General features: G+C 73.5%; 15 protein-coding genes. 6 read left to right on the top strand and 9 right to left on the bottom strand.

The window, feature by feature from the left end:
- Positions 1-86: 86 nt before the first annotated feature.
- Positions 87-623, bottom strand: a complete 537-nt coding sequence (locus LZG04_RS38950) for a hypothetical protein (protein WP_233826886.1) — start codon at positions 621-623, stop codon at positions 87-89.
- A gap of 145 nt (positions 624-768) precedes the next feature.
- Here LZG04_RS38950 and LZG04_RS38945 point away from each other — a divergent pair, with 145 nt between their 5' ends.
- Positions 769-1,293, top strand: a complete 525-nt coding sequence (locus LZG04_RS38945) for a hypothetical protein (RefSeq protein ID WP_233826884.1) — start codon at positions 769-771, stop codon at positions 1,291-1,293.
- A gap of 257 nt (positions 1,294-1,550) precedes the next feature.
- Here LZG04_RS38945 and LZG04_RS38940 read toward each other — a convergent pair whose 3' ends face one another.
- The 3 genes from LZG04_RS38940 to LZG04_RS38930 all read right to left on the bottom strand — a co-directional run bounded on the left by LZG04_RS38940 (position 1,551) and on the right by LZG04_RS38930 (position 4,260).
- Positions 1,551-2,804 carry an SGNH/GDSL hydrolase family protein gene (locus tag LZG04_RS38940; protein ID WP_233826882.1) on the bottom strand — a complete coding sequence of 418 codons (1,254 nt, stop codon included), beginning with the start codon at positions 2,802-2,804 and terminating at the stop codon, positions 1,551-1,553.
- An 11-nt stretch (positions 2,805-2,815) separates the two neighbouring features.
- Positions 2,816-3,484 (bottom strand): polysaccharide deacetylase family protein, encoded by a 669-nt coding sequence (locus LZG04_RS38935; RefSeq protein ID WP_233826880.1) that lies wholly within the window; start codon positions 3,482-3,484, stop codon positions 2,816-2,818.
- A 98-nt stretch (positions 3,485-3,582) separates the two neighbouring features.
- Positions 3,583-4,260: a GNAT family N-acetyltransferase gene (locus LZG04_RS38930; protein WP_233826878.1), complete on the bottom strand. Its 678-nt coding sequence runs from the start codon at positions 4,258-4,260 to the stop codon at positions 3,583-3,585.
- 66 nt (positions 4,261-4,326) lie between these two features.
- Between LZG04_RS38930 and LZG04_RS38925 the strand changes: the two genes are divergently transcribed.
- The 5 genes from LZG04_RS38925 (at position 4,327) to LZG04_RS38905 (ending at position 8,884) form a co-directional block, all read left to right on the top strand.
- Positions 4,327-4,836, top strand: coding sequence for a hypothetical protein (locus LZG04_RS38925; protein ID WP_233826876.1), 510 nt, complete (start codon positions 4,327-4,329; stop codon positions 4,834-4,836).
- A gap of 65 nt (positions 4,837-4,901) precedes the next feature.
- Entirely contained in the window at positions 4,902-5,795 is an 894-nt protein-coding gene (locus LZG04_RS38920; RefSeq protein ID WP_233826874.1) for a LysR family transcriptional regulator, read from the top strand.
- A gap of 71 nt (positions 5,796-5,866) precedes the next feature.
- Positions 5,867-6,775: a 5-dehydro-4-deoxyglucarate dehydratase gene (gene kdgD, locus LZG04_RS38915; RefSeq protein WP_233826872.1), complete on the top strand. Its 909-nt coding sequence runs from the start codon at positions 5,867-5,869 to the stop codon at positions 6,773-6,775.
- Between the two features lie 14 nt (positions 6,776-6,789).
- On the top strand, positions 6,790-7,926 hold the full coding sequence (locus LZG04_RS38910; RefSeq protein WP_233826870.1) for a mandelate racemase/muconate lactonizing enzyme family protein: 1,137 nt from the start codon (positions 6,790-6,792) through the stop codon (positions 7,924-7,926).
- A gap of 28 nt (positions 7,927-7,954) precedes the next feature.
- On the top strand, positions 7,955-8,884 hold the full coding sequence (locus LZG04_RS38905; RefSeq protein ID WP_233826868.1) for an AEC family transporter: 930 nt from the start codon (positions 7,955-7,957) through the stop codon (positions 8,882-8,884).
- 2 nt (positions 8,885-8,886) lie between these two features.
- Here the strand turns inward: LZG04_RS38905 and LZG04_RS38900 are convergent, their stop codons facing one another.
- From LZG04_RS38900 to LZG04_RS38880, 5 genes are all read right to left on the bottom strand, one after another.
- Positions 8,887-11,409 carry a hypothetical protein gene (locus LZG04_RS38900; protein ID WP_233826864.1) on the bottom strand — a complete coding sequence of 841 codons (2,523 nt, stop codon included), beginning with the start codon at positions 11,407-11,409 and terminating at the stop codon, positions 8,887-8,889.
- A 937-nt stretch (positions 11,410-12,346) separates the two neighbouring features.
- Positions 12,347-12,577, bottom strand: coding sequence for a LacI family DNA-binding transcriptional regulator (locus LZG04_RS38895; RefSeq protein ID WP_233826863.1), 231 nt, complete (start codon positions 12,575-12,577; stop codon positions 12,347-12,349).
- 64 nt (positions 12,578-12,641) lie between these two features.
- A complete protein-coding gene (locus LZG04_RS38890) occupies positions 12,642-14,066 on the bottom strand; it encodes a family 43 glycosylhydrolase (protein ID WP_233826861.1) in 1,425 nt (474 codons plus the stop codon).
- A gap of 361 nt (positions 14,067-14,427) precedes the next feature.
- The gene (locus LZG04_RS38885; protein WP_233826859.1) at positions 14,428-15,306 is read right to left on the bottom strand and encodes an alpha/beta fold hydrolase; all 879 of its coding nucleotides are present in this window, start codon (positions 15,304-15,306) and stop codon (positions 14,428-14,430) included.
- A gap of 10 nt (positions 15,307-15,316) precedes the next feature.
- A complete protein-coding gene (locus tag LZG04_RS38880) occupies positions 15,317-16,807 on the bottom strand; it encodes an alpha/beta fold hydrolase (RefSeq protein WP_233826858.1) in 1,491 nt (496 codons plus the stop codon).
- Between the last annotated feature and the right edge of the window lie 110 nt (positions 16,808-16,917).

The raw sequence follows: 16,917 nt of genomic DNA, 5'->3' as shown, positions 1-16,917 counted from the left end.
CAGATTGCGCTGTTGTTCGCCCAGGGGTCAGGACAGGCCGCCGTCACAGCCCTCGTCGCGCACGCCGCCCTGGGTCCACGGCAGGTTCACCTTGCGGAACGCGATCGAGCGGTGTGGTCGGCGGTCTCGACGATGCTGGAGTAGCCGCCCTCGCGGTAGCTGCCGCCCTCGCCGGCAGCGGCGCGTCGGCGGACGGGCGGCTGTAGGCCCAGGTGCGGCCCTCGTCCTCGCTCATCCGGATGCGCCTCTTGGTCCGGGTCTCGGTGCCGGCGCAGTTCACGAACGCCAGCCGGGCGGGCGCGTCGGCGTTGGAGCGCGTGGTCGAGCAGGCAGCTCGCCCCCGCGAACGGCCGGAAGCCGCTCCCGATCGCGCCGCGGGTGACCCAGCGCCGCTGCTGGATCGCGGCGGTCGCCGACGTCGGCCGGTTGTTGCGGTACAGCTCGCCGGCTCCAGCACGGTGGACTCGCCGGTCCGCTCCATCGCCGCGTCGGCGGTCGTGCGCGGGGATCACCCGCCGGACAGGGTTGCGGTGGGTGGTCTGGATGCCGACGCCGGGACCGACCGCGTCCCAGTTCCGACTGGGACCGTCGGCCGGCGTGCGGGGCTTGAGCGTGTCGGCCATGTTCACCGGTGACGCCCAGGTGGCGCCGTTGTCCGGTCCGAGCTCAGACGAAACTTGCAACCGAACTCAGCCACGACGGAGAAACACCGCAACCACCAGCGGTGGGCCGTGACATGAACAGCGGGTTACCGGGTACTCGGCGCGCATGCTGACACGCGCGGTGCGCCAGGGCCTGGTCGCGGGCTTCGCCGGCGCGGTCGTGATGACCGTGGGCGAGAAGATCGAACAACGGGTGACCGGACGGCCCGACTCCCACGTGCCGGGAGCGGTGCTGACCAGGTTGGCCCGGTTGCCGGAACGATCGGGCCGCCCCTCGCGCGCCCTCAACCTGGGCATGCACTTCGGCCAGGGTGCGGTGCTGGGGGTGGTGCGGTCGCTGATGGCCAACGCCGGCCTGCGCGGTCCGGTGGCCTCGGCGATGTTCGCGGTCGTGCGGCTGAGCAACGACCAGGTCCTGGAGAACGCCACCGGGGTCGGCGCGCCGCCGCAGACGTGGCCGAGGTCCGAACTGGTGGTCGACCTGCTGCACAAGACCGTGTACGCCTTCGCGACCGGGGCGGTGGCCGACGCGCTGGCCGCGCGACACGGACCCGGTCCGGGTCAGCGGCACGCCGCTCTCCGCCCCGGCAGGCAGTCCGACGTCGGCCCCGTCGGGCGGGCTGACCTCTGACCCGGCACGCCGCCCTCCGCCCCGACAGGCGGCCCGATGCCTGACCCGGCACGCCGCCCTCCGCCCCGACAGGCGGCCCGACGCCTGACCCGGCACGCCGCCCTCCGCCCCGACAGGCGGGCCACGATCAGACCCGGCAGGCGACCATCATCGGAACCGGCAGCCAGCCGACCCCCACCCCGGCAAGCAGGCCGTCGAACGCCGGGCGTGGCGAGGGGTGCGGGGCCGCCCGGTGTCGGAGGCGGCCCCGCGAGCTGTCACCGGAACAGGCGCAGTGGCACGGCGGCGGCCATGGCGGCCATGCCCGCGTCGTTCGGGTGGAGGTGGTCGCCGCTGTCGTAGGCGGGCAGCAGCCGGTCGGGTTGCTTCGGGTCGCGGACGGCGCGGTCGAAGTCGATCACGCCGTCGTACTCGCCGCTGGTGCGGATCCAGTGGTTGACGGTTTGGCGCGCGGCCTCGTTCTCCGGGCTGAAGAAGCCGAACGTGTCGTCGCGGAACGGCGTGATGGTGCCGCCGTGGATGCGCAGGCCCGCCGCGTGCGCACGGCCGATGAGCTGCCGGTGCGCGCCGATGATGTCCTGCGCGGTCACCTTCTCCGACAGCGGCGCGCTCGTGCCGGGGTGGCCGAGGTCGTTCACGCCCAGCAGCACGACGACGTGGCCGACGCCGGGCTGGGCCAGCACGTCCCGGTCGAAGCGGCGCAGCGCCGCCTGCCCGAAGTACGCCGCGTAGCCCTCCGCCGGGTGCCCGGCGGGCGGGTTGGGGTCGTGCAGCAGCCGGTTGCCGCTGATGCCCTCGTTGACCACGCCCAGGTGCCGCAGGCCGCGGTCGTCCTGGAAGCGCCGGGCCAGGACGTCGGGCCAGCGCCGGTTCGCGCCGCGCGTGGTCTCCGCGCCGTCGGTGATGGAGTCGCCGAACGCCACCACGGTCGAGCCGCGCTTGCCGCCGGTGACGCTCACGCCGGTGAGGAAGTGCCACTTGCCCAGCACGGCGGTCGGGGTGATCTCGGCGCGACCCGTGACGTTGCCCGCCGCGACCCACCCGTCCTGGTGGGGGAACGCGTGCACGGTGTCGCCCGGCGTGCGCTGCGGCAGGTGGATGCTGATCACGAGGTCCGAGTCGGCCGTGACGGGCAGCGCCACGGGGTCGCTGAGCAGCGGCGCGCCGGGCGGCACGGTCGCGGACGGGCGGCCGCCGAAGCTCAGCCGCCGGTCGCTGCCGGGCTCGATCGCCGAACCCGTGCCCGCCCGCCGGGCCACGTGCGCCTCGCCGATCACCAGCGGCCGCGTGCCGAACTCGTTGGACAGCCGCACGCGGACCGTGCCGCCGCCCACGCTCAGGTGCACGACCTGGCGCAGCGTCTGGTCCTCGAACGCCGTGGTGTCGGAGGCGGGCACGGTGGTGGGCGCGGTCGCCCACGCGCCCACCCAGGTGGACCGCGGTGACGCCGACGCCCCGACCGGCAGCAGGAGCAGCAGGGCGGCCAACGCCGCCGTCGTGGTGCGCTTCACGGTCGGCCCCCTCACCGGCGGGCGGGACGCTCGAAGCGCCAGCCGTCGGCGCGCAGTTCGGGGATGAGCCGGGCGACCGCGTCCACGGTCTGGCCGCGCTCGTTCGGCCCGTCGTGCATCAGCACGACGGCACCCTCGGTGAGCCCGTCCTTGACCCGGCGCACCAGCTCGTCCACGCCCGGCGGCTCCCAGTCGCCGATGGCGAGCTTCCAGCCCAACGGCGTCATGCCCAGCTTCGCCGCGACCTGCGGGGTCTGCCCCCAGCTGCCGTAGGGCGCGCGGAAGTAGCGGATCGGCGCACCCGGCGCGGCGCGGTGGATGGCCGCGCTGGTCTGCCGCAGGTCGGCCTCGATCTGCTCGGGCGTCCACTCGCCCATGTTGTCGTGGTGCATGCTGTGGTTGCACAGGGTGTGGCCGCCGGCGACGATCTCGCGCACCAGCCGCGGGTTGGCCTCGACGTAGTCGCCCCACAGGCAGAACACGGCCTTGACGTGGTGGCGGCGCAGCACGTCGAGCAGGCGCGGCGTGTCGGCCGGGTTCGGGCCGTCGTCGAAGGTGAAGGCGACCGTGCGGCCACCGTGCTTGGTGGAGTCGACGATCACCGGTTCGGCGGCGCTCGCCTGCCCCGCGCTCAGGCCGAGCACCAGGCCAGTGGTCAACAACACCGTTCTCCACCGCATCGCGGGATCCCTTCCGTCGGACGAGCGCTGACCACTATCAGCTCGGGATCAACCCGCCTACCAGACGTTTCGCGGAAGTTTCGGGTCTCAACTGGCCATCACGCGGGCCGGTTGACGGCGATCACCACCGCGGCCCGCGTCACCCAGCCCAGCGACGTGTAGAGCGCCCGGCCTTCGGGGCTGGCGATCAGGATGCCGTGCCGAGCGCCGCGGGCCACCGCCTCTTCGGCGAGGGCCGCCATGACGACGCCGCCCAGGCCCCGACGGCGGTGGGGCGGCGCGGTCTCGATCCGGTCGAAGACGGCGTCCCGCCCGGTCACGGCCGCCTGACCGCTCGCGGCCGGCTCGTCGGACCGGTGCCGGACCTCGACCGCCAGGACTTCCGTCGCGGTGGCGGCGATCCGGTAGTCCGCCGGGACCGCGCGTCGCGGGTGGTCGGCCAGGGGTCGGGTCATCAGCCACTCGCGGGTGGCCTTGAGGTGGAGGCCGGCGTTCCGGAGAGTCCCTTCGGCCTCCTCGGGGCGAGTCGTGGGCACGGTCAGCCAGGTGGGTTCTTCGGCCGAGGCGGTCTCGTCGGCCAGCGCCCGCGGCCCGGTCACGTCGTCCGGGTGCAGGGCGACGATCTCGCGGTGCCGCCCCGGGCGCTGTTGCAGGAGGTGCAGCGCGCCACCGGCTTCCCGTGGCCGGGGCCAGCCCCGGCACACGCTCCAGCCACGCTCCCACCGGCGGACCAGGTCGGTGAGGCTCGTGCCGGAGAAGATCGGGCTCGTCGTCATTGTTGCAACTATGTGGCAATAGTCCCGCTCGCCACACCACCTGCGTCCGCGTGGTGCAATCACGGCGTGACGACGATCGCCCGCCTGCGCAAGACCGCGTTGTCCCTGCCCGAAGCCGAGCGGGACGACCTCGTGTTCACCGTGCGGGGCAAGCGGTTCGCCTCCGTGGACGAGGACGACCGCGTCCAGCTCCACCTCCCCGCCGCGCAGGTGGACGAGTTCCTCGCCGCGCACCCCACCGCCGAACGCCTGACCCGCGGTGCGACGACGGTCGGGGCGCGGGTTCCGCTCGGCGACCTCGACGGGCAGCGGCTCGACCACTGGGTGCGGCAGGCGTGGCTCGGTCGCGCGCCCAAGCGCCTCGCCGCCCAGGCCACCGCGGCGACCGTCACCGACCGGGCGGGCGACCTGCCCAAGGGTATCGGACGCCCCGCCACGCACGCGCTGGCCGCCGCCGGCGTGACGACCATGGCCCAAGTCGCCGAGCTGACCGACGCCGAGCTGCTGGCCCTGCACGGCGTCGGCCCGAAGGCCGTGCGCGTGCTGCGCGAGGCGCTCGCCGAACGAGGCAGGTGACCACGAACACCGGGTGCGGCCGCGCCTGTCCGACCGCCCCTGACCAGGATTGATACCTTGCCCGCATGGCGTTCACGCTGGAGCAGCTGCGGGGTTTCGTGGCCGTGGCCGAGGAGCTGCACTTCAGCCGTGCCGCCGCCCGGCTGGCGATGACGCAGCCGCCGTTAAGCAGGCAGATCCAGAAGCTGGAACGCGCTATCGGCGCGCGGTTGCTGATCCGGGACAACCGGCGGGTCACGCTGACCGCGGCGGGCGAGGTGTTCCTGGTGGAGGCGCGGCGGCTGCTCTCGCTGGCCGAGACCGCGCCGGAGCTGGCCCGGCGGGTGTCGTCGGGGTCCAGCGGCGTGGTGCGGGTCGGGTTCACCGCCGCTGCGACCTACGGCGTGCTCGGCCGGCTGCTGGACGAGCTGGCCGCGCACCTGCCCGACGTGGACGTGGAGCTGGCCGAGCTGGTGACCCGCGAGCAGGTCGCCGCGCTGGTCAACGAGGAGATCGACCTGGGGTTGGGCCGGCCGCCGTTCGACGACTCCACGTTCGGCTCACGGCTGCTGCGCCGGGAAGGGCTGCTGGTGGCCGTGCCCGGCGGGCACCCGCTGGCCGCGCTGGGGCGTGCCGCGACGGCCGACGACGTGGTGCGCGAGCGCGTGATCATGCACTCCCCCACCGACGCGCGCTACTTCTACGACCTGGTCGTGCGCACGGTGCCGATAGCGCCGGAGAACACCGTGCACACGGTCGGCCAGGTGCTCACCATGCTGTGGCTGGTCGCGGCCGGGCGGGGTGTCGCGTTCGTCCCCGAGTCGGCGGTGCGGCTGCGCATCGAGGGGGTCGAGTTCGTCCGGCTGGAGACCGCGGTGGCCGAGCCGGTGGAACTGCACCTGCTGTGGCTGCGGGCCTGCGCGAACCCGGCGGTGTGGCGGACGTTGAGCGTGCTGGAGGACCGCACGCCGTTCGAGTGATGCCGCGTGGGTATCGCAGAATGCCGAAGAACTCTTGGACAAGCATCACCGCTGCTCCATACGGTGGTCGTGTGACGCACCCAGCCGCTCTCGCCGACCGACTCGCTTCCGGGTTGCTCTCCTTCCCGGTCACCCACTTCGACGCCGACCTGCGGTTCGACGAGGCCCGCTACCGCGAGCACTTGGCCTGGCAGGCGAGCTTCGACGTGGCCGGCCTGTTCGCCGCGGGCGGCACGGGCGAGGGGTTCTCGCTGACGCCCGACGAGGTCGACCGGGTGGTGCGCGCGGCCGTGACCGAGGTGGGTGGCAAGGTGCCGGTGATCGCGCCGGCGACCGGGGCGACCGCCGTGTCGGTGGCGCAGGCCCGCGCCGCCGAGGCCGCGGGCGCGGCCGGCGTGCTGCTGTTCCCGCCCTACCTCACCGAGGCGAGCCAGCGCGGCCTGGTCGAGCACGTCTCGGCGGTGTGCCGGGCCACCGGGCTCGGCGTGATCGTCTACAGCCGCGCCAACGCGGTGCTGACCGACGCGACCGTCGCCGAGCTGGCCGACCGCAACCCGAACCTCATCGGGCTCAAGGACGGCATCGGCGACGTCGAGCAGCTGACCCGCACCTACGCCCGCGTCGGCGACCGGCTGATGTACATCGGCGGCCTGCCGACCGCGGAGACGTTCGCCCTGCCGCTGTTGCAGCTCGGCGTGACCACGTACTCGTCGGCGCTGTTCAACTTCGTGCCCGAGTTCGCGCTCAAGTTCTACGCCGCCGTCCGCGCGCAGGACCGCGTCGCCGTGTACGGGATGCTGCGCGACTTCGTCATCCCCTACCTCGACATCCGCGACCGGGCGCGCGGCTACGCGGTGTCGATCGTGAAGGCCGGGCTGACCGCCGTGGGCCGGGACGGCGGGCCGGTGCGCCCGCCGCTGACCGACCTGACCGACGACGAGCGCGCCCGGCTCACCGCCCTGGTCCAGCAGCTCGCCTGACGCGAAGGAGCCCGATGTCCGCCAGTTCCGACCGGATCAGCTCGGTGACGGTGTCGTCGGCGACCCTGCCGCTGCCGGCGCCGATCAGCGACGCCAAGGTGTTCACCGGCAGGCAGCGGCCGATGAGCGAGGTCGCGGTGCTGTTCGCCGAGGTGCGCACCGAGGCCGGGCTGGAGGGCGTCGGCTTCTCCTACTCCAAGCGCGCGGGCGGGCCGGCGCAGTTCGCCCACGCCCGCGAGGTCGCGCCGGACCTGATCGGCGAGGACCCCAACGACATCGGCAGGCTGTGGACCAAGCTGGTCTGGGCGGGCGCGTCGGTCGGGCGCAGCGGCGCGGCCACGCAGGCGCTGGCCGCGTTCGACATCGCGTTGTGGGACCTCAAGGCCAAGCGCGCGAACCTGCCGCTGGCCAAGCTGCTCGGCGCGCACCGCGACTCCGTGCGCTGCTACAACACCTCCGGCGGGTTCCTGCACGAGTCGATCGGGCAGATCAAGGACAACGCCACCCGCACGCTGGAGTCCGGCGTCGGCGGCATCAAGATCAAGGTGGGGTTGCCCGACTCGGCCGAGGACCTGCGCCGGGTCGCCGCCGTGCGCGAGCACCTGGGCGACGGCGTGCCGCTCATGGTCGACGCCAACCAGCAGTGGGACCGCCCCACCGCCATGCGGGTCGGCCGGGCGCTGGAGGAGTTCGACCTGGTGTGGATCGAGGAGCCGCTGGACGCCTACGACGTGCCGGGCCACGCCGAGCTGGCCCGGGCGCTGACCACCGCGGTGGCCTCCGGCGAGATGCTGACCAGCGTCGCCGAGCACTACGAGCTGATCCGCGCCGGCGCGGTGGACGTCCTGCAACCGGACGCGCCCCGGGTCGGCGGCATCACCCAGTTCCTCAAGCTCGCCACGCTCGCCGACCACCACCACCTCCAGCTCGCGCCCCACTTCGCCATGGAGATCCACGTCCACCTGGCCGCGGCCTACCCGCGTGAACCGTGGGTCGAGCACTTCGACTGGCTGCACCCGCTGTTCGACGAGCGCCTCGACATCCGCGACGGCCGGATGCACCTGTCCGACCGGCCCGGACTGGGCGTCACGCTCAGCGAGCAGGCCCGCGCCTGGACCGTCGAGACCGCCTCGGTCGACGCGCCGCGGTGACGCGCCGGGACGTGCGCTCGGCCGCCCGGTGAACGCGGTCCTGGCCGGTTTCGCCACCCTCGTCGCGGTGATCGCGGTCGGCTGGGTCGCGGGCCGCGCCCGCGTGCTCGGCGAGGGCGCGGCCGGCGTGCTGTCCCGGCTGTCGTACTTCATCGCCACACCGGCGCTGCTGCTGCTCACCCTCGCCGAGGCGGACCCGGCCGCGCTGCTGTCCACCCCGTTGGTCGCCACGGCGGGCAGCGCGGTGCTGTGCGCGGTGCTCTACGTCGTGATCGCCCGGTGGCGCTGGCGGCCGCGTGCCGGCGACCTCGCCACCGGCGCGCTCGCCTCGTGCTACGTCAACGCGGGCAACCTCGGCGTCGCCATCGCCGTCTACGTGCTCGGCGACGCCTCGCTCGTCGCGCCGGTCCTGCTGTTCCAGGTGCTGGTCCTGGCACCGATCGGGCTGACCGTGCTGGCCGCGTCACGCGGGCCGGGCCAGGACGCGCCGACCCGCGCACGACTGCTGACGCAACCGCTGCGCACACCGCTGGTGATCGGCTGCGCGTCGGGGCTCGCGCTGGCCGCCTTCGACTGGACGCCTCCCGCGCCGGTGCTGCGGCCGGTCGAGCTCCTCGCCGACCTCGCCGTCCCGGCCGCGCTGCTGGCCTACGGCGCGAGCCTGCACGGCGCGCCGCGCCCGGCGTCCGGGGCCACGGCCGGCCGGGTCTGGCTGGTGGTGGCCCTGAAGACGGTGGCGCAGCCCGCCGCGGCCTACGCCGTCGGCCGCTGGGTCGTGCACCTGGACGACCCGGCGCTGCTCGCCGTCACCATCGCCTCGGCGCTGCCCACCGCGCAGAACGTGTTCGTCTACGCCACCGCCTACGACCAGGGCGCGGCACTCGCCCGGGACGCCGTGCTGCTGACCACCGTCCTGTCCGTGCCGGTCCTCACCGGGATCGCGGTCGTCCTGGGGTGACCTCAGCGCAGCGGCGTCACCGAGGTCGCCACGACGAGCGGGGCGAGCCGGACCCAGTCGACGTTCGGACCCGGGCCGGCGGGGTTGCCGAACGTGAGCGCGCCGTCTTCGGTGACCAGGTCGAGCGGCGAGGTCCGCGGCCAGAAGCCGTCCCACGTGTAGTTGTGGCGGTACGGCGCACTGGTCGCGTGGCCGCCTTCCTCGGTCACGACGAGCGTCCGGGTGACGGTGTCGGTGTTGTACGGGTGTCCGGTGTTCTTCTCCGCCTGGGCGTAGGCCACGGTGAGGTCGTACCGGCCGGGGCCGAACCCGGCCGGGCGCGCGACGGTCAGCGTGCCGGTGCCGCCGAGCCGACCGACGTACGCGCCGCCGGAGGCCCACTGCCCGGACACGACCACCGCTCCCCCGGCGAGCCGACCCGCCTCGGCTTCCACGCGCACGGCGTGCCGGTCCGACGCCGCGTCACGCACGACGGTCATCGTGCCGAGCACCACCGGTGCGCGGCCCCGGTTCGCCAGGACGACCGCGGTGACGCCGGCCTTGAGGTGCGCGGTCACGCTGCCCGTGCACGCGCCGTCCGGGTCGGCGGTCAGCTCGCCCACCCGGCGGCCGGACAGGGCCTGCCCGAGCGTGCCGCCGGACCACGTGGTCGACAGCTCGTGGTAGCCGTCCTCGGCGGCGGACACGTACGTGGTCACCGCGTCACCGGGACCCAGCACGATCGCGCCCGGCGCGCCGAGTCGACGCGCGCGTTCGCCCCGGTCGACCGTGCCGCCGGTCCGCCGTGACTCGGTGAGCGGGTACACCGTGCGCTCCGGGCCGGTGATCTCGGTCAGGTCGAACCGGTCCAGCGCGACGTCCGACGGCGCTCCCAGGAAACCGCCGGGACCGCTGGTGCGCAACGAGACGCGGTGCCGGCCCGCGGTGAGCGTGACCGGGGTGTCGAGCCGGCCTCGGTAGGCCCGGTTCAACGTGGCCGGGAAGGTCAGGTCGGTCACGTGCACGTCGTCGACGTACAACGCCTGCCGGCCCACGAACCCCTCGGTGCCGTAGAAGACGCCCAGCCAGTAGGCGCCCGCACGCGGCACGTCCACCTCGACCGTGACGCGGGAGCCGGGCTCCGTCATGGACCCGACGTCCTTGGCGCCGGAGGTCGTGTACCGCTGCGCCATGTCGTCCGAGCCCGAACCGTCGTCCTGCGTGACGACGACGGCGTGCTCCACCTCGCCTGCCTCGGCCTCGTAGCTCGCCTGCCACGGCGCGTCGACCGCGGGCGGCCCGCTCAGGCCCGCACGGGTGATCACGACCTGGTAGGCGGCCAGCGGGTCGCCGCCGGGCACCGCGATCGTCGCCGCGCCGTCGACCACCCGGACCCGGCCCGCCGCGACCACGGGCGGCTGACCGGCGTCACCCTCGTAACCAGACCAGGTGGTCTTGGCCACCCGCACGTCGACGTGGTCGCCGACCAGCCCCCGGTCCAGGCCCGTCACCGCGACGTCCACCGCCTCGGCGGTGCCGCCGAGCAGGACGGTCGCCTTGGCGTCGTCCCGGTCGAGCGCGGCCAGGCCTTGCAGCGTGTCCCGGGTGCCGGGCCGCGGTGGCGTGACGCGGACCGTCTCGCCGGACAGGTCGGCGTACCACTTCGTCAGCCACCAGCCGCCGTTCGCGCTGCCGGTGCGCACGGCGTGGTCGCTGAGGTTGCCCGCCATGGTCCAGAACGCCAACTGGCCGTCGACCTTGGTCTCCTCCAGCATGGCGATCCACTGCACGAGCTGCCCTGGCACGGAGGTGTCGCGCCGGTTGGAGTACTCGTTGACGGCGATGGGCCGGGGTTCGACGCCCAGCTCCCGTTCCAGCGCGCGGTAGTCCGCGAAGTGCTCGCGGTAGGTGGTCAAGGAGTCCGGGCCCAGCTCGTGCCAGGTGACGATGTCGGGCAGCACGTCGTGGGCCTTGGCGTGGGCGAGGAGGTCGCGCAGGTGGTCGGACCGGTACCGCGTCTCGCCGGGGCCGGCGATGCGGGCGTCGGGCAGCACGGACTTCACCAGCCGGTGCAGCGTGGTCCAGTCGGCGAGGAACTTCTCCTTCTTCGCCGCCCAGTCGTCGTACCAGATCCAGTCCGGCTCGTTGAAGATCGTCCAGACGAACCGGTCGCGGTCGGCTCGCGCGGCGACCTTCGCCAACTGCGGCCGCAGTCGTGCGATGTAGTCGTCGATGCCGAGGTCTTGGTACGGCCACGCGCTGTAAACGTCCTGCGCGTAGACGTGCATCTCCTCGCCACCGGCGGCGAAGAAGCCGTCGGCGACCTCCAGCGCGTCGCCGTTGGGGTGCTGCTCGCCGTCGGGGGCCTTCTGGGACACCGTGCGCGGGCGCATCCCGGCGATCAGGTCGTGCGACGGCACGCCGGGGTCGCCGAGGCCGTAGAGGATGCCGGTCGCGCCGCCGTGGACAGCGCCCGTGGGTGCGGTGAGATCGACGTGCAGCGTCTCGGCACCCGGCGACCGCGCCGGCAGGGGTCGGTGTGGCATCGGTGCTCCCGTTCTCACTCGACGGCCTCGTTGGTGCTGCCGGGCCACGGCGCAGGCGAGGCGGATCCTGCCGCGGCTGGGGTGACCGGTCCCCGGGCCGGGCCGGCGGTGAGCCGGAGGAGCCCATTGCTGTGACCGGTCACATTACGCCGAGTGTGCCCGGTTTCATGATCGGGCGAGAAGGCCGCGTTGCCTTGTTGTTACCGACGTTGCGGCGCTCAACGGGCGCGGGACGGCGCGGTCGACCAGCGGACCACCAGGGTCGGCGGTTCGGTCGACGACGGGTCGCGGGCCGCCCGTCACCTGGGCCACGAGCGTCGCGAGGCACGCGCGGCCTGGCCGGCGAAGTCCATCCGGATCGTGGTGAGCGCGGGCGTCCAGCAGGCCGCGCCGGGCACGTCGTCGAACCCGACGATGCCGACATCGCCCGGGCACGTCCCGACCGGCCTCGTGCAGGGCGCGGTGGACCGCCATCGCGGTGTCGTCGTTGCCGCACAGCACCGCGGTGACGTCCGGGTCGGCCGCCGCCCGACCGGGCAGGCCGAGCGCACGTCCCACTCGACGGTCACGACCGGCGGGACCGGCGCGCCCGCAGCGCGTCGCGCCACCCCGCCTGCCGTGCACTGGTGCCTGTTTCCAACGGGATCGCCACGTGCACACCGCGCGGTGGCCCAGGGCGAGCAGGTGGGCCGTCGCGTCGGCGGCTTGCCGTTCGTCGAGGCACACCACGGCCCGACCGGTGCCGGCCAGACCTCCCACCTCGACCGCGGGCACGGCGGGCACGTCCGCGCGCAGCGCCCGCGGCACCCCGCGCCGGCGGTGTCGAAGGCGATCACGACGACGCCGTGCGCGTCGGGGTCGCTCACGTACTCGTCCGCGTGCCGGACGTCCGCCGGGTCGTCGGACTCGACCACCTTGACCCCAGCCGCGAGCCCTTTCAGCCGCGCAGCCGTACAGCGTGGTGTGTCGGCGAGACCGCCGTGACCGCGGCCCGGTTGGGTCGGGACCCCAGCCGTTCGATCACGTCGAGCACCTGCCGCCGGGTGTCGGGGTCGACGTCGGGCGACTCGTCGAGCACCCGCGACACGGTCTGGTGGGACGCGCCCGCGGCCGCCGCCACGTCACGGATGCTCGGGGCGGCCTCCCGCCCGCGCCCGCGAGCGGGCACGGGCGGGAGAACGTCCTGTCACCCCGTGATCGTGATCGCCGGCGGTGACCGCGTCACAACCTGGTCAGGTGGTGCTCCACAGCTGGGCGTTGTTGCCGCTGCACGTCCACTGCCTGACCTCGGCGCCCGGCGCGGTGCCGAAGTTGTAGTTGTCCAGGCACAGGCCGCTGTGCCGGTTGACCAGGGTGGAGTAGCCGCCGCCCGCGGCGGTGACGCGCCACTGCTGGACGGCCAGCCCGTTGCACGTCCACTGCTGGACCACCGACCCGGCCGCGGTGGCCCAGTCCTTGTTGTCCAGGCACAGCCCGCTGTGGCCGTTGCTGATCTGGTAGTAGCCGTCGCCGACCGGCTGGAGGTACCAGTCCTGCACCGCCAGGTCGTTGCACGTCCACTGGCGGACCTCCGCGCCGGGCGCGGTGCCGAAGTTGTAGTCGTCCAGGCAGAGGCCGCTGTGCCGGTTGCGGAGCTTGACCCGGGACGGGCCGCCGGTCTCGCCGGACGGGCCGGGCAGCACGGTCGAGGTCGACACGGGCACGCCGAGGTTGGGCGTGCCGTCGGCGTTCCAGGAGATCTTCTGCACGCGGGTGGTGCGGGTGGTGCCGCAGCCCTGGGTGGCCGAGGAGTTGGCGTGGTAGGCGATCCACGTCTCCGTGCCGTCCGGGGAGGTGAAGAACGAGTGGTGGCCTGGGCCGTAGACGCCGTTGGCGTCGTTGCGCTGGAAGATCGGGTTGGCGAACTTCGACCACGAGCTCTGCGCCAGCGGGTCGCCGCCCCGGTACTCCAGCATGCCCAGCTTGTAGTTGGGACCGTTGCAGTGGCTGGCGGAGTAGGTCAGGAACGTGCGGCCGCCCCGCTGCAACGGGAACGACCCCTCGTTGACCGCGCCGTCCTGGCGTTCCCAGGCCAGCGTGGGCGCGGAGATGCGCGAGCCGAACGCGGCGGTCTGCACCGGGCTCGCCATCGGCGCGATGTAGAGCGACTGGAGGCCGTCGGCGTGGAACGCCGAGAACGTCATGTACAGCGCGCCGTTGAGCTTGAGCAGGCTTGCGTCGATCGCCCACCCGTTGTTGGGCATCAGGTTGACCACACCGCGGTAGGTGTACGGGCCCATCGGGTCGGTCCCGGCGCTCTCGGCGACGTGCGTCCGCCGCGGCGCGCCGGACATCTCCACGGAGTAGTACAGGTACCAGCGGTTGCCGACCATCTCCAGGTGCGGTGCCCACATCTGCGTGCCGCCGGTGCGCAGCACGAGCTGCTCAGGGGCGCTCCTCAGGCCGGCGATCGTGGCCGACCGGCGCATCACCACGTCGGACGACCACGTGGTGGCGACGTAGTAGTAGTTGCCGTTGTACTGCACCAACGTCGGGTCAGCGCTGTTGGGCGCACCGACGGCGGGGTTGGTGAACGACGGGCCGGGCGCGGCCGACGCCCGGTCCTGGCCGACCGGGCTCAGCAGCAGCCCGGCCACGACGGCGGCGACGAGCGGCAAGGCCCGCCATGCGGTTCCTCGACGTTGAGCGAACAGCACAACCACTCCTCAGGTGAAAGGTGGACTCCCCGTGGGTCCGACACACGCAGGGTGGTGGCCGGCGGCGGGAGACGGGCCGCCGGCCACCCGCGGGGGCAGCAGGGTCAGCGAATGGTGATCACGGCGTGTCGAACCGAGCCCGCGCGCCGGGTCGCGCTGGAGTGTGTTAACGCTAACAGCATCGTCGGGCACAGCTCAAGGGGTTGTTTTCCCGGAGTTGACCACCTGTTCTCGTAACTCGTGATCGATCCTGTTAACGCTCACACATCGTCACAACCGGGACCGACCAGCGCTGATGACCCGACCGTCGGCGGGGTGTTGTTCAGCGGTCGGGGCGGCTGAACCAGTCGAGCACGAGCCGGGCGACCTCGTCCGGACGGTCCAGGTGCAGGAAGTGGCCCGCGTCGGCGAGGACCCGCACGGAGGAGCCGTCGGCGAGGCCGGTCCGGGCGTCGGCGAAGTGCTCGGGCGGGATGCAGCCGTCGTCCTCGCCCGCGAGCACGAGCATCGGCACGGTCGCCGCCTCCTCGGTCCTGGCGGCCAGGTGCGCGAGGTCGGGGTCGTGCAGCGAGCGGTCGAAGTTGCCTCGGTAGATCCGCAGCACGTTGCGCAGCACGGCCGGGTCGCCGTAGGTCGCGTGCACGCGGGCGCGGTGCTCGCCGGGGTCCAGACCGGGCGACCAGGTGGCCCACAGGTGGTCGACCAGCCTCCGGTCGCCCTCCAGCACCGCTTCCGCCACGCCCGGGACCTGGAACAGCCACAGGTAGAACAACCGCTGCTGCTGGGCGGGATCGCGCAGCGCCGCCGGCAGGACCTTCGGCGGCGGCACGGCCATCGTGACGGCGTGCCGCACGCGTTGCGGCCACACCGCCGCCAACCGGCCCACCATGCCCGCGCCGATGTCGTGCCCGATCAGGTCGATCCCGGCGTCCGGGGACAGCGCCCGCGCGACGGCGGCGGCGTCGGCGGCGAGCGTGACGCCGTCGGCGTAGGGCATCCGGTCCGCGGTGGTCGGGTGGTGGCCGCGCAGGAACGGCGCCACCACCCGGCGGCCCGCGGCGACCAGGTGCTCGGCGAGCGGCCCGAACGTGGCGGGGTGGTCGGGGAACCCGTGCCAGCACACGACCACCGGCCCCTCGCCCGCCGCCAGCGCGGGGAAGTCGAGCCGATCGGTCTCGATCACGATCTCCTCGAAGTCCATGCCCTCGAACCTAGCCGCGCACGGGCAGGTTCACCTGGACGTCGCGCAGCACCATCGCGCCGGGCGTGCGGCTGCCGTGCAGCAGGAACATGTCCGAGATCGGCGTGACGGTGAGGTACAGCGATTGGCCGGCGGGCACCGCGGCGGCGACGGCGGGCAGTTCGACGGTGCGCCGGGTGCCGAGGTTGAGGCCCTGCTCGCGGTGCGGGAGGACGTTGTTCTGGATGACCTTGGCGTCCAGGGGCGAGGTGCCGACGCCGAGGCCGAAGAACGCGCGGCTGTCCAGGCCCAGGGTGCTGACGACGGCGCTCAGCGTCGGTGAGCCGGCGATGGTGAGCGGACCGTCCGCGATCTTGATCGATTGGGGCAGGCCGATCCCGGCGGTGGTGAGGATGTCCGGCAGCGCGGCGGTGGTGGTGGGTGCGACGGAGTCGGTGGTGACGCAGCCGCCCTCGGCGGTCATGAGGTGGTAGCGGCCGTGCCCGGTGATCGTGCGCGGCGCGCCTTGGAGGTTCTCGGCCAGGAACCGCAGTTCGAGCTCGTCGTAGCCGCCGAACCGCGCGGAGCACGCGTCGCCCGCCACGGCGTGGCCGGCGGGGATGGCGTTGGGCAGCGCGTGGCCACCGTTGTAGCCGATGAGCAGGCTGTTCGCGCGGGCCTTCGGGGTCAGCGCGCGGTCGAAGTTGTCGATCGCCTGGTCCAGCGGGAACAGGTTGTCGCTGATGCCCTGGCGCAGCAGCACCGGGATGTCGAGCCGGCGGCCGGCGGCGGCGTGGTGCGCGGGGCCGTTGTCGCGGAAGAACTCGTCCATCTTGGCGGGCCAGTCGCCGGTGAGCAGCCCTTCGGCGTAGCCGGCGTGCAGCGTCGAGGTGTGCGCGTCGAGGGCGGCGGCGTACAGGGCGGTGACCCAGGTGGTGCGGACGACGTCGCGCGGGGCGAGGCTGTCGTTGAGGGAGTGCCAGGTGATCTGGGGCGCGAGGGCGTCGAACCGGGTGCGCCCGGTCTTCACGACCTCGGTGAACGCGCCGGCGAACTGGAAGCCGCCGCCGTAGGAGCCGCCGATCGCGCCGAGGACGGGGTCGCCCGGGCCGTTCTCGCGGACCCAGTCCAGCGTGGCGACGTGGTCGATCACCCGGATGACGTCCTCGCCCTCGAACGCGGGGTCCTCCACGTGCGCCTTGCCGCCGCTCTGGCCGAACCCGCGCTGGTCGATGCTGACCACGCCGAAGCCCGCGTCGAGGTAGCGCTGGAAGGAGCCGGGCGCGGTGGTGCGGCTGCCGCCCCAGCCGTGGCTGTGCAGCAGCACGGGCACCCGGTTGTCGGGTGAGGCGGCGGCGGGCTTGAACACGCTGACGCAGATGTCGACCGGTCCGGGCTCCAGCGGGTCGGTCTCCGGCACGCTCGCGACGCAGACGTGCTGCGGCGCGGGGTGATCGGCGCTCGCGGCGGCGGGTGGGGCCGCGGCGACGGCCGCGACGGCGAGGGCGATCACGAGGCGCATCGGGTCCTCCGGTGGGTCGGGGCGCGGGGGCGCGCAGTGGGTGCAACGAGCCACCGTGAAGACCGTCACGTTCGATTTACCTTGTGCACGATGTAATCGTGCCCTAGGTT

The organism is Saccharothrix sp. S26, assembly GCF_021390395.1.
GTDB lineage: Bacteria > Actinomycetota > Actinomycetes > Mycobacteriales > Pseudonocardiaceae > Actinosynnema.
This window is presented reverse-complemented; position numbering and strand designations above follow the sequence as displayed.